Genomic DNA, 13,125 nt, shown 5'->3' with positions numbered 1-13,125 from the left:
TTCGAGTTTGAGAAATTCGCCAATTTCTCGAATTTCTTGATTACAGCACTTGCGCTTGTTATGAGGTACACTAAATTAAAATATAAATACCTTTAAATGAAGTCATACTCTGTCGAGCTTCGAGAGAAAATAATTGCAGCACATCTTCAAAAAAACATCTCAATCAGGAAAGTAGCTAACATATTTTCCGTCTCAAAGAGTTTAGTGCAAAAGCTTGTAAAACAACAAAAAGTTGAAGGAAATTTACAACCAAAGCCGCGAGGAAAGCCACAATTTAGTCATCTAACAAATGCTGACATAGAGTTAAGAGAATTAGTTGAATTACATCCCGATGCAACATTGATAGAGTTGTGTGAATTATTCGCAGACAAGACTGGTAATTGGGTAGGTCGAAGTGCAATGTGTCGTGCGTTACAGAAATTAGGATTGAATCGGAAAAAAAAACTCTTCGGAGTACCCAAGTAGGCACAGAGCGAGTCCTAAATAAAAGAAGAGATTATTGGGAAAAGGTCAAACATATAGAACCAGAAAATTTAGTATTTTTGGACAAAACTGGTATTCTACTTGGGTTAACGAGGACTCATGCCCGTTCACAAATGGGAACAAGAGCCTATTCTCTGAATCCATTTTATAGAGGATCAAAAGTTACAGTAATTGGAGCAATTAGTATTAAAAAAGTAGTTGCGTTAATGACAATGAATAACTCAATAGACGGCATCGCATTTGAATTGTTTGTTGAAAAGTTTTTAGTGCCAAATTTATGGTCAGAAGCAGTGGTAGTAATGGATAATTTATCCGCACATAAACTAGATTTAATTGTGCCAATGATTGAAGCTGTCGGTGCAAAAGTTCTTTGTTTATCCTCATACTCTCCCGATTTTAATCCCATTGAATTATGGTGGTCACAACTTAAATCTTTTTTACGTAGTTTCACTCCAACTACAACAGAAATGGTTGACAAACTAATCTCAGTTGCACTCGATTTAATAAATCCTCAACATTTAAGAAACTGGTTTGCCAGTTGCTGCTACTGTACCTCATAACAGCCGTAAATGCTGTAAGCTTTTCAAATTGCCCAACCAGTTGTTCGTAGGGGATGTCTTGAGCACGCATGTGCTTTAATCCATAGGCGAGAGTTTGCAAAGGACCATTATGGATTATAGTAAAAGTATGTTGAATTGTGTTTTGACGTTCGTTAATTTGCGCTTGTAAGTATTGATCGTGCTGGTAAAATGCAAAAGCACTCAAGCCAACCCCATTCACAGCTAATAAGCTAATCGACACTTAAGTTGCATAATAAAAAGAGAAAACCGTTGAAAAGCAACTATGCCGCCGCCAGCCAAGAACTTTTTAACACCAGAACAAATCAGCAAGCTACAGCAAGCTCTAAAAGATAGCGACCAACCACACGTCAGGGAAAGAATTCTCATTATTCTCCTACAGAATGATGGAAAACCGCAATACGAAATTGCTAAATTTTTATGCTGTTCGCACAGAACAGTAGCATATTGGTGTATGCACGGCGATCCAGATGATCTAGAAACTCTACATAATAAAAGAGAGTATGAACATTACCGAAAAGCGACTCCTGAATATATTGAACTATTATTAAAAACTGTTGACCAAGAACCAACAGATTTAGGCTACGACTTCGGCAGATGGACGGCAGAAAGATTAGCCACATATTTAACCGAGAAAACAGGAATTGATTTAAGTAGCTCTCAGGTGAGAAGGATATTAAAGCGAAAAAAGTATAGTTATATCTGGTATAAATATGGTTTAGAAGATAAACAAAATCCAATTGAAAGAGCCAATTTTCAAAAGAAGCTAACTCAATATTTAACAATCGCAAGAGAACAACCAGAGCGTTTACAGGTATGGTTTTGGGATGAGAGCGGGTTCAGTTTACGTGTGATTCGTCGTAAGGGTTGGGGTAAAAAAGGAAAACGCAAGAATGTTCCAGGACAACGGCGTTGTGGTCGTGCGGAGCCGGAGACGCTCCGCCTCCGGTTAATGTCATGGGAGCAATTCGAGAATTAGACCGAAAAGTTTTGCGATCGCTGTGTGATGAATACCTGGGAACCTGATTGTTGGCTGAAAAGCTGTGCTTTATAATACAGTTTTTGGAAAAAGCGTTGACGAATATTACATAAATAAAACTAATGATTTGGATTCTTTTTATGCCTACGCTACTGTCTATGTAATTAAAAAGAATAAACGAGTTACCTTAGCTATTAAAGCTGTTCAACAACAAAATACTTTAGTAGCAATTATTACTTATCTTTTAGCTCTGATTGAGCCTTTGAATCTTCAAATTGAAAGATTGTATTTAGACCGGGAATTCTTCTGTGTGCCAGTGATTAGATGGTTACAAGCTTTGGATATTCCCTTTGAAATGCCAGTTATTATTCGAGGCAAACAAGGAGGTACTAGAAAACTAATTAGAGGTCGGCGCAGTTATAAAACAACTTACACTTTAAACAGCGATAAATATGGCTCAGTCACTTTTCATGTGTGGATAGTTTGTACATATAAAAATGGTAAAAGACGCGCACACGGGCGAGAATTTTTTATTTACCCTGTTTATAAAGTTAAGCTGTCATTACATTCAATACATGATGACTATCGTCTTCGCTTTGGGATTGAGAGTAGCTATCGAATGAAAAATCAGTGCCGGATTAAAACTACTATTAAAAATCCCATTATTCGGCTTTTATTTGTAGCTTTGGCGTTTTTAATTATTAATATTTGGATTTATCTAGTATGGCATTATCTTAGCCGTTTAAAAAGAAGCTCTAAGCAAGTTTTTTCTTATCTATTTACCCTCAAACAGATGCTTGAATTTCTACGTCAAACCGTAGACCGCAACTATGGGGTAGCCTGCGAAGTTTGTTTACCATCTGGCTGATTTTGGTTGATTTTTGGGACAGATTATAAGTTTTAGTTATAATCTGTCCCAAAAATCAGCTTTTCTACATTCTCCCCAAAAACGGTATCAGAGACTACTATTCTTTAGCGATGGCTACGCCCGCCGAAGGCATCGCAGAACTTTTCGGTCTACTGACAGTGTTTGAAGATAAAGCTGTAGCATGATCTGAGTGTACTTTGGAAATAAATTTCCACCCCAATCTCTATGATGGCGTTGGGGCATCCCTCGGTTTTGTTAAACTATTGCAAGCATTGCACTGGGTAAAATCGTTTTTCTTGTATGCAGATTATATTCCCTTTCCAGGAGTGAATTTCTCAAAAATGCAATTATACGCTCACGAGCTATCAGGAAATTGTTACAAGGTTGTACTCTTGTTATCCCTGCTGGGGCTAGAACATGAAATTATCCGGGTTGATCTTATAGTGGGGGAACAGAAGTCAACAGAGTTTTTAAAACTTAACCCTTTTGGGCAAGTTCCAGTTTTTATTGATGGCGAGCTAGTTCTGCGTGACTCGCAAGCTATTTTAGTGTACTTAGCTCGTCAGTATGGCGGAGAATCTTGGTTGCCCTCAGAGCCGGAAGCAATGGGTAAAGTTTTGCAATGGTTGTCTACTGCTGCCAATGAAATTCAGAATAGTCTATCTGCGGCTCGACGGTTTTTTCTATTAGGTACACCTATCGATTTAGAAGGCGCACAGCAAAAGGCAAGATATACGCTTGAGGTGATAGATAAGCATCTTCTGAATCGAGACTGGCTAGAGACAAATCACCCAACGATCGCAGATGTTGCCTGCTATCCCTATATCGAACTTGCCAGTGATGCCCAAATTGCTCTTGAGGCATATCCGCAAGTGAGCGCTTGGGTTACTCGCATCAAGCAGCTTCCTCTTTACGTCGCAATGCCTGGATTTTAACAGGATACAATTAGGTGGTTGACAGTTTCAGCTTAACAATAGCGAGTAAACTATCTGCTGCGTCAATTACTTCAATTCGGGTGAGCGCATAGACATCTTTACTAGGAAACAATATGGCAGACCTTAGCGGTAACTGGTTAGGAACTTACTGGCAAGATGAGATTCCTAGTCGCTTTGAAGCAACCTTTGTTCAGAGTGGAAATACTTTCAATGGTTCCATTTTGGATGACAACTATTTAGGAGAAGCTCAGGTCAATGGCGAGGTAATTGGGCAGACTGTCAGTTTTACTAAACGTTATTTAATTACTTCACCTGTACCAGTTAGATATACAGGCATAGTTTCAGAAAATGAAGATTATATGCAAGGAAAGTGGAATATAGGTTTGCAGTATTCTGGTGTATGGGAAGCTCGACGCGGTGGAGAAAACCTGATTGTAGATTTACAAACTCGGCTTGAACAGCAAACTTCATTGACGATGACTTAATCGCCCTGCCTTATCCCTAGCTTTCCTTCTATCTAATTTCCAACTCTAAAAGACTCAGCACTTTTCCTTCCAAATCGGTCAAATAAGCACGATTCAGCTTGCCGAGCATCTCCAAAAACTTCTGCACCGATTCCTCCAGGTTTTGTGCGTGGAGCGGTACAATCTGCGATCGCGTAATTCTATTAAAGCTTTCTTTTTTCTTTAACAAAGGGTATTTACTGTAAGTTAAACCAGCTATTTTCTTTTCTCTTTCTTGGCGGTTTTTAATTTGATTAGCTATTCTTTTTTCCTGTTTTCTTCTGGCGTCTAACTCCTGATTTATTTGTTTCATGACATAGAATCTATCTGCTATCACTTGAGCATTCGGTAGCATTTCTTGGATTAAACTTTTATAGGATGTCCATAAGTCTATGCTGACTTCTTCTATTTGATTTAATACATTTATATAAAATATAAAACTCAAGTTTGGATGTACTATTTTAAGCTAACGCTAAAATACTTAGTAAATATTTGCTTGTTTGATTAGGGTTTTGCTAAATTCTACTCTGATTCAGGCTCGTCAATATTTAGATGCGTTTGCCCTGATAAAGTTCTCGAACTACTACTCACGCTACCCCTCCCACTTTTACATTCAAGCACTTTAAACTTTTGTAACAAAACCAAAGCTTTGCGAAAAACTCACCAAAAAACTGAATAAATAAGTAGGGTCATAAGATATTTTGGTTGACCAGCACTACGACGATTTCGGTAGCGGGGTCGTCTGAGAATTTTTCTAAGAGAATAGTTCTTGATGGTATGCGAGGTAAATTAAGTTGATAATATCTTTTGAAGAAGTCTTTCAAATTTTAGATACAGATGTCTTTACCAAAAACCAAAGACGTTTAAAGGATGTCGAAAAATTTATTTTGTGGGGAGCGTGGAAAGATCAGACCTATGATGAGATGGCAAAAGCCTCCAACTATCGCTATACCCCTAGTTATCTGAAGCAAGATGTCGGGCCTAAGTTATGGAAGCTACTATCAGAAGTTTTAGGAGAAGAAGTCAGCAAGATAAATTTTCGATCTGCTTTAGAACGACGAGTTTGCTTGCAAGCAAGCCTCAACAGTCAAAAGCAACTCAAAAACCTAGAAATTGTCGATAATAATCTGATTCAGAGACAAAATAGCAAGATTTGGCGATCATTTTTACATACCCCACTGGTTGAAGAGCTTTTAATAGAGCTACTTCAATACCTCACCAACGAGCAGAAAGCCGAGCCATCAAAAGACATAGAAAGAAGAGTTTCGCAACTGATTGAGAGATTACGAGTAGTACTGTTGCAAACAATCCAGGACAGAGCAAACGCATCTAAAGTATAAAAATCCTTTAATAGCAAGGGTTTCGGCGTTTTTAAATCTAGGCAAAACTTCGCTGACTGAGCTAGCTGGTGCTTTATCTAGTGCAAGAGCTTGCCTTACTGTTGATACGGGAACGCTTCATATTGCTGCGGCAGTTGGCTGTCCGACAGTAGCAATTTTGAGAAATGATTTAGATGGTGACGGAGCAAGTCCAACAAGACTTTGGATTCCTCTACAGCCTCATGTCAAATTAGCCCTTATAGATTTTAAGTGTACTGTTTGTCAAGAGCAACGTTTTAAGAATAAGTTTTGTTTAGTTGAAAATCATCCCTGCACGGTTTCTCTTCTCCCTAATAAGGTTATTTATTATCTGCAAGAAATTTTAAATTTGTAAAATAAAACAATCTGTTCACCTTTATTTACTTTTTTAAACTTATAAATTTGAATTAATTCGCACTGCTTGAATTTGCATACAGTATTCAAGAAATTATGTATTGTTTAGATTTCTGGTAGAACATATTTTCTTGATAAATAGGCTTTAATTAATTCAAATAAAACATCTGAACTTTTCTATAATTGCATTTTACAAAAACGATGTTATTAATAGTCTAGATAACTTTCCTCTGCGTCATCCTTATTATTTTTGTAGATTTTTAAACGATTTAGATACTTTAGTAGAATTGACCTCGGACGATCTAGAGAGAATCAGGATTGCCACCATTTTAACCAGACGTTTTTTATCTCAAGCAGACTGGGTGATTGATACTTGTCCTCCTCCCGATCCAGAAACACGTTCTGCAACAAAACCTTTATATCGCGATCCTAACTCTCCTTTTGAAGTTCATGTATTTTCTTGGTTGCCTCAGAACTCAGGCGTTCATAGTCATAGTAGTTGGAGTATTGTTGCTTTTTTAGGAGATGAAACTACAGGACGCGAACTCAATTACTTTTGGACTCGTTTTGATGATGGCTTGCAACCCGATTATGCCGTTGTAAAACCAATTAGTAAGCAAATTTTAGAACCTGGAGATATTATTGGGTTTACTTCAGATGCAATCCACAATATTAAATCTATTTATGCTGAAAATGAACCAAATCTAGATAACCCAAAACCAACTTTAATGTTCAATATTTTTGGTGATCGTAATCCTAGCAAGCGTTATATATTTAATCCTTTTAAAAATAGTGTAGCTAACTATTAAGGAAGAGTATTTATGAATTATAATTCCCAAGAATTAGCAAATAAGGATTTTGAAATACCTGAACATTTTAGTAAAGCGATTCATGAATATAGAGTAGGAAATTTAGAGAAAGTAAGAGAGATATTAGAACTAATATTGCTTAAAAATCCTCATTATATTGAGGCATTAAAACTAAAAGCAATGTTAGCTCATAGAACAAATAATTTACAAGAAGCTATTGTTGAATATAAAAAAGTTATTAGTATAACATCCAATGATGCTATATGTTATACTGGTTTAGGAAATATTTATCAGCAACAAGCGAATTTCGATGAAGCAATTAGCTACTATCAAAAAGCTTTACTTTTAGCTAACAATTGTAATATTTATTTTGGTTTAGCTACCTGTTTTACTGCACAAAAAAATCTAGATGAAGCTATTAATTACTTAACTAAAGGACTAAAAATTGAACCAGATAATCCTAAGCTTAGATGCGAGCGTGGCATAAACCTTTTAAAAAAAGGCGATTATGAAAATGGACTACCTGATTTTGAGTACAGATTAAAGTTACCCGATATTATAAATTATCATTTTTTGAAGGATACAATGTGGGATGGCTCTGACCTAAATGGAAAAGAGATTGTGCTTCACATTGGTTCTAGGTTGAGCCGTGCAATTCAGTTAATTCGTTATGCACCTCTAGTCGCTCAAAGAGGTGGAAATGTGATTTTCGCTTGTGCCAAACCCTTGCTTCGATTATTTAGTAATGTTTCTGGAATTACTCAATTAGTAGACAGAGAAATTACCTCAGCAAATTTTGAAGTGAATGCTTCGTTGTTGAGCTTACCTTATTTGTTCGGAACAACTGTATCAACTATACCAGTTAACGTTCCTTATATATTTCCTTGTAAACCCGAAGAATGGACAGCTTGGAATATACAATCACTCCTACAAGCGGCTTCAGATACTCGGCTAAAAATTGGTATTGTCTGGAAAACAGGTGAGTACGAACGTTCTGGTAGTTTATGTGAAAAAGATTGCCCGCTTTCCTATTTTATCAATTTACTTTCCATTCCGTATATCAGTTTATATAGTCTTCAAGTTGGAAAGTTGTCCAGTGAAATTCATGAATTCAAACATGAGAGTCGGCTGTATGATTTAACGCCTCAAATTAAAGATTTTGCTGATACTGCTGCATTGATTTCTCAGCTAGATTTAGTTATTTCGGTAGATACAGCCGTTGCTCATTTAGCAGGAGCAATGGGTTCACCTATTTGGACTTTATTGGCCTTCGATGCTGATTGGCGTTGGCTGCAAGAGCGGGAAGACAGCCCTTGGTATCCGACGATGCGACTGTTCCGCCAACGTCAATATGGAGATTGGGAAAGCGTTTTTCAGCAAGTTATTCCCGCTTTAAAACAGCATTTAGCTAGTTATCGAGGTTGAGTTTTGTCGATGAAATATCCTAACGTGCTTCAACATTCTCAAGAAGATTGCGGTGCTGCTTGTATAGCTTTGATCGCTAAATATCAAGGACGAAATTTTACGATTAGCTACGTTCGTGATATTGCTGGAACCAGACAGCAAGGCACTACCCTTTTAGGGTTAAAACGTGGTGCAGAATCTTTAGGATTTAATGCCCGTTCTGTTACTGCTTCGCCAGTCATTTTAGAGAAGATAGATAAAGCACCTTTACCCGCTATTATTCACTGGAGAGGTGAACACTGGGTCGTTTTATATGGGAAAAAAGGCAATAAATATGTTGTAGCCGATCCGGCGATTTCAGGTATTCAATATTATGAGAAAACTAAATTAATTGAATCTTGGACGGATTGGGTGATGCTCTTACTCAATCCCGATCCAGTGCGGTTTTTAGCACAGGAAGACCAGAAAGACGAAATTAAGGGATTGTCTTTATTTCTCCAACGTGCCTGGTCTCATAAAGAAATTCTCAATCAAGCACTCCTGCTTAACCTCATTCTCGGCGTACTTTCTTTAGCCACTCCCTTTTTAATCCAAATCCTCACCGATGACGTATTGGTGCGGCAAGACACTCAATTGCTAACGCGGATTGTCATTGCTGTGATTGCGATGAACCTGGTGAGCAGCACTCTACGCTTTGTCCAATCGGTTTTGATCGCTCATCTAGGCCAACGCATCCAATTAGGGCTAAACTTTGATTTCATTCGTCAAATTCTACGTTTACCTCTCAATTACTACGAAACTCGGCGCAGTGGTGAAATTGCCAGTCGGTTAGAAGATATTCAACAAATAAATCAATTAGTTGCTCAAGTTTTAGTGACGCTGCCCAGTCAATTTTTTGTGGCGGTCATTTCAGTAAGCTTTATGCTTTTTTATAGTATTAAACTCACGGCGATGGCGGCTTTCCTGGCTCTACTGATGACGCTGCCCACTGTTATTTATTTGTCTAAACTTCAGAAAAAAGTTCGTAATGTTTTTACCTTAGCAGCAGACAATCAAGGGGTTCTAGTTGAAACCTTCAAAGGTGCCTTGACTCTAAAAACGACCAATGCGGCCTCTCAATTTTGGGAAGAATTTCAAGGCCGCTTTAGTCGTCTGACTACCGTTACCTTAAGCACTGTGCAAATTTTAATCGTTAATAATACTTTTGCTAATTTAGTAGCTAATACAGGTAATATTATCTTGCTTTGGTTTGGCAGCACCCTCGTTATCGGTCAGGAATTAACCATCGGGATGCTGTTGGCTTTTAATAGTATGAATGGCAACCTAACTTTATTTGTCAATACGGCTGTCAGTTTTGTCGATCAATTTACCCGAACTCAAACAGCGACGCAACGACTCGCTGAAGTCATTACCGCCGAACCCGAAATTCCAGAGGAGTCTCGCCAATCTTTTGTTCATATTCCCATCGATGCTGGTATTGTTTGCACCAATTTGACCTTTCACCATCCGGGGCGACTCGACTTGTTACAAGACTTTTCTGTTACCCTTCCCGGAGGAAAGGTGATTGCACTGATTGGAAAATCGGGTTGTGGCAAAAGTACCTTAGTCAAATTGATGGCTAGCTTGTATACTCCTCAATCGGGCAATGTTCGTTACGGAATCCATAACCAGCAAGACCTTTCTTTAGACTGCTTGCGGCAGCAAGTAATACTAGTTCCTCAAGACGCTCACTTTTGGGGTCGCTCGATTGTAAACAATTTCCGTTTGGGTTCTCCTTATCTGACCCTTGACCAAATTGTCCAAGCTTGCCAAATTGTGGAAGCAGACGAATTTATCAGTCAACTGCCAGAAAAATATCAAACTGTTTTAGGAGAATTTGGGGCTAATCTATCCGGCGGGCAAAGGCAGCGTTTAGCACTTGCCAGAGCAATCGTCAACGACCCTCCCATCCTGATTTTAGATGAGTCTACAGGTGCCCTTGATCCGGTGAGTGAGTCCCAAGTGCTGGAGAATTTACTAGACCATCGGCAGGGAAAAACCACAATTTTAATTAGCCACCGTCCGCGTGTTATTGCTCGGGCGGATTGGATTGTCATGCTTGATCGCGGTCGCTTAAAACTACAAGGGTCAGTAGAGGCGTTATGTCAACAAACGGGAGAACACCTAAATTTCTTGATTCCCTAAAAACTGTAGCAGTCAGCAGTGAGATGACTAGTTTAAATAACCAATTAAAAAAACAGAAGACAGTAGAACAAGGAAAACAAACAGAAAGCACCGATTTTAACTCTCCCAGTCTCGGTGCGTTTCCTTCTTTTGCTGTTTTACCACGAGTCAGAGAAAGCGAATTTTTGCCATCGATTAGTCGTTGGACAACACTAGCAGGACTGTTTGCCGTGACTACGGTGGGAATAGCCATTGTTCTAGCTACATTAACAAAGTACAACGTGACTATTAAAGCACAGGCAACTATCCGTCCTACGGGTGAATTACGTTTGGTTCAAGTGGCGACAGAAGGCTCGGTGAAATACATCTGGGCGCAAGAGAATCAAATTGTTAAAACGGGAGATGTCCTGGCGATTCTTGATGATTCCCACTTGCAAACCCAAAAAAGTCAAATGCAAAATCAGATCCAGCAAGCAAACTTACAATTGACTCAGATTAATGCCCAAATTCAAGCCCTCGATACTCAGATTTTCGCCGAAACTGACCGTTCCAAGCGGAGTGTAGCCTCGGCTAAAGCGGAATTGAGCCACCGAAAGCGAGATTATCGAGATAGGCAAATTACGACCCTGGCTGAAGTTCGAGAAGCCCAGGCAAATTTAAATTCGGCCCGAAATGAATGGCAAAGAGCTAAGGCAGAGTTGAAAGCAGCTGAAGCAAATTTAAGAGCAGTCCAATCTGCTTTAGAAGCAGCCAGCAAGCGGCGTGATCGCTATCAGCGCGTTGCTCAAGCGGGTGCGCTGTCTCAAGATCAATTAGATGAGTCTCAGGATACAGTCAACCAGCAAGAACAAACTGTTGAGGTACAAAAAGCTACTATTGAAGCCCAAAAACAAACGATAGAACTGCGGCAACAAGCGGTTCAGGCTACTGTCGCTCGACTGGAACGCGCTAAAGCTGCCGTCAATCCAACTGGGGCAAAAATAGCGATCGCTTCTGAGAGTGTGGGACAGGAAAAAGCAACAGGCGAAGCGACCAGCGCTTCTTTAAAGCGGGAAAAAGAAGCTCTAATCCAGCGACGCATTGCTTTGCAGCAGCAGCTAGAACGGGATAACCGCCAACTCCAACAAGTTGAAATCGACCTCAGTAAAACTAAGATCGCTGCTACGGCAGACGGGATTATTGCTCAACTAAATCTGCGAAATCCCGGTCAAACTGTAAATTCAGGGCAAGAAATCGCTCAAATAGTTCCGAATGATGTCTCTTTGACAATAGAGGCTGCCATCTCCCCTTCAGACATTGGTAATTTAAAGACCGGCCAGTCAGTACAAATGCAGGTTTCTGCCTGTCCCTATCCAGATTATGGTACTCTTAAAGGGGTCGTCAGTAAAATTTCCCAAAATACCATCAAATCTGCTGGAACTAGTCTAAACAATCTCTTGCTGACTTCCAATCAACAGAGAGATTTCTACAAAGTGGCGATCGCACCAGAAAGTTTGGTCTTCGGTCAGGGCAAAAACCAATGTATGATTAAATTAGGAATGCAAGGTAAGGTAGATATCATTTCTCGTGAAGAGACTGTTCTCCAATTTCTTCTTAGAAAAGCAAGACTATTGGCAGATGTTTGAGGAGAATAAATTGGTTTTCATAACCATAGATAGCTGGCAGTTGGGACAATTTTTGTAATTCTATTTTTAATTCTTTTCTTCATCCCAACAGTGCCTGAACATTTTATACATTTTACCTAAATCTATATTTTAACGTAGGCGTAGCCCGCCGCAGGCATCGCCTGACCTTTGAGTGGCGCATTGTCGCTAGTTTTTGTTCGACTTCAGAAAATCGCGTTGCTCCCGGGTATAATCCTGCTACTCGACCACGGTGACGCCAAATCCAAAATTGTCTAACGGCTAAACTCTCAACCATTTCAATACACTTGGGTTTTTGTCATAGCGGTTCGTCAAGCCGTCTCTAGTAGTGACAGAATATCCGGGAGCATCCCATTTTTGCAGAAATACTGATTCATGAGTGTAGTATGGGAAGAACACAATAAGTAATTAAACAAAATTAATTACACAAATCAATATACAATTAAATTTATGATTAACTTATTTCTGGGCTGACTAGTTCTAATACTTGACTGCGAACTGTTTTTTCTATGCCTTCAAGGTCTGTCAGCTTACTTTTATCTGCTTCTTCATACAGCAGTGTTGACAATTCTTGTAAGCAGGCTTTGATCCGTTCTTGTTTCTCTTGGTTCATAGGAGCGCGATCGCACAGGGTTATTTCCCTTTACATTTTCCCATAAATGGTAAATCTTCCAAAACTGGATGCTCCCGTTCTTCGGCATATTTCAGGCTCAAGCGATCACGATCGCACTTTGCCCCAATAGCTGCTGAAGATTGCACTCAGAATTTATGGGGGAAACCTCATGAACAACCAACCGAATCACAAAAACAGTAGTCTACAAGAAACGCCATGTCCTATCTGCGGTTCACAAAATTTTGTTTGGGGTCGTACCGTTGGAGAATCAGTAAGTCAAAACAATTCAAAATTCAAAATTCAAAATTATCAAACCCTACGTATAAATGCGGTGGCTTGAAATAATAATGCTGTGCTTTTTTATGTCTCCATTAATAAATTAAGGAGCCAGTTGCATGGGCGGGTTCCCCGACTTGAGCAAACTAGCGTGGGCTT

The 13,125-nt window shown here is 39.2% G+C and carries 12 protein-coding genes and 4 pseudogenes; 12 read left to right on the top strand and 4 right to left on the bottom strand.

Annotated elements, in window-relative coordinates; all coding sequences use genetic code 11:
* Positions 1–96 precede the first annotated feature (96 nt).
* Positions 97–465: a helix-turn-helix domain-containing protein gene (locus RMZ43_RS33905; protein WP_322654389.1), complete on the top strand. Its 369-nt coding sequence runs from the start codon at positions 97–99 to the stop codon at positions 463–465.
* Positions 402–1,043: a transposase gene (locus RMZ43_RS33900; protein WP_416212064.1), complete on the top strand. Its 642-nt coding sequence runs from the start codon at positions 402–404 to the stop codon at positions 1,041–1,043. Before RMZ43_RS33905 ends, RMZ43_RS33900 begins: the two co-directional genes overlap by 64 nt.
* On the opposite strand, the gene RMZ43_RS33895 is transcribed toward RMZ43_RS33900, so the two are convergent.
* Complete coding sequence (locus tag RMZ43_RS33895; protein WP_322648147.1) at positions 940–1,284, bottom strand: hypothetical protein; 345 nt, start codon at positions 1,282–1,284, stop codon at positions 940–942. The genes RMZ43_RS33900 and RMZ43_RS33895 overlap by 104 nt on opposite strands.
* 42 nt (positions 1,285–1,326) lie before the next feature.
* Between RMZ43_RS33895 and RMZ43_RS33890 the strand changes: the two are divergent.
* The 4 genes and pseudogenes from RMZ43_RS33890 to RMZ43_RS33875 all read left to right on the top strand — a co-directional run.
* A pseudogene (locus RMZ43_RS33890) lies at positions 1,327–2,048 on the top strand (IS630 family transposase); the annotation flags it as partial.
* A gap of 119 nt (positions 2,049–2,167) precedes the next feature.
* Positions 2,168–2,908 (top strand): annotated as a pseudogene (locus RMZ43_RS33885) (transposase); the annotation flags it as partial.
* A 197-nt stretch (positions 2,909–3,105) separates the two neighbouring features.
* The gene (locus RMZ43_RS33880) at positions 3,106–3,843 is read left to right on the top strand and encodes a glutathione S-transferase family protein (RefSeq protein ID WP_322653557.1); all 738 of its coding nucleotides are present in this window, start codon (positions 3,106–3,108) and stop codon (positions 3,841–3,843) included.
* 113 nt (positions 3,844–3,956) lie between these two features.
* Positions 3,957–4,328 carry a hypothetical protein gene (locus RMZ43_RS33875; protein ID WP_322648144.1) on the top strand — a complete coding sequence of 124 codons (372 nt, stop codon included), beginning with the start codon at positions 3,957–3,959 and terminating at the stop codon, positions 4,326–4,328.
* Positions 4,329–4,356: 28 nt separating this feature from the next.
* Here RMZ43_RS33875 and RMZ43_RS33870 read toward each other — a convergent pair.
* Positions 4,357–4,767 (bottom strand): annotated as a pseudogene (locus RMZ43_RS33870) (transposase); the annotation flags it as partial.
* A 373-nt stretch (positions 4,768–5,140) separates the two neighbouring features.
* Between RMZ43_RS33870 and RMZ43_RS33865 the strand changes: the two are divergent.
* From RMZ43_RS33865 to RMZ43_RS33840, 6 genes are all read left to right on the top strand, one after another.
* Complete coding sequence (locus RMZ43_RS33865) at positions 5,141–5,686, top strand: hypothetical protein (RefSeq protein ID WP_322653556.1); 546 nt, start codon at positions 5,141–5,143, stop codon at positions 5,684–5,686.
* Between the two features lie 10 nt (positions 5,687–5,696).
* Positions 5,697–6,059, top strand: a complete 363-nt coding sequence (locus RMZ43_RS33860) for a glycosyltransferase family 9 protein (protein WP_322648277.1) — start codon at positions 5,697–5,699, stop codon at positions 6,057–6,059.
* Positions 6,060–6,345: 286 nt separating this feature from the next.
* Positions 6,346–6,867, top strand: a complete 522-nt coding sequence (locus RMZ43_RS33855; RefSeq protein WP_322653555.1) for a hypothetical protein — start codon at positions 6,346–6,348, stop codon at positions 6,865–6,867.
* A gap of 12 nt (positions 6,868–6,879) precedes the next feature.
* Entirely contained in the window at positions 6,880–8,292 is a 1,413-nt protein-coding gene (locus RMZ43_RS33850; protein WP_322653554.1) for a tetratricopeptide repeat protein, read from the top strand.
* 9 nt (positions 8,293–8,301) lie between these two features.
* A complete protein-coding gene (locus tag RMZ43_RS33845) occupies positions 8,302–10,455 on the top strand; it encodes a peptidase domain-containing ABC transporter (protein ID WP_322653553.1) in 2,154 nt (717 codons plus the stop codon).
* On the top strand, positions 10,413–12,059 hold the full coding sequence (locus RMZ43_RS33840) for an HlyD family efflux transporter periplasmic adaptor subunit (protein WP_322653552.1): 1,647 nt from the start codon (positions 10,413–10,415) through the stop codon (positions 12,057–12,059). Before RMZ43_RS33845 ends, RMZ43_RS33840 begins: the two co-directional genes overlap by 43 nt.
* A 475-nt stretch (positions 12,060–12,534) precedes the next feature.
* Here the strand turns inward: RMZ43_RS33840 and RMZ43_RS33835 are convergent.
* Together RMZ43_RS33835 and RMZ43_RS33830 are read right to left on the bottom strand one after the other, a co-directional pair.
* Positions 12,535–12,690 (bottom strand): annotated as a pseudogene (locus RMZ43_RS33835) (ISKra4 family transposase); the annotation flags it as partial.
* 20 nt (positions 12,691–12,710) lie between these two features.
* Complete coding sequence (locus RMZ43_RS33830) at positions 12,711–12,836, bottom strand: hypothetical protein (protein WP_322648138.1); 126 nt, start codon at positions 12,834–12,836, stop codon at positions 12,711–12,713.
* Positions 12,837–13,125: the final 289 nt, after the last annotated feature.

Source organism: Nostoc sp. CmiVER01 (assembly GCF_034531135.2).
GTDB lineage: Bacteria > Cyanobacteriota > Cyanobacteriia > Cyanobacteriales > Nostocaceae > Nostoc.
The sequence above is the reverse complement of the archived record's forward strand: the minus strand, read 5'-3'. Positions and strand labels throughout refer to the sequence as shown.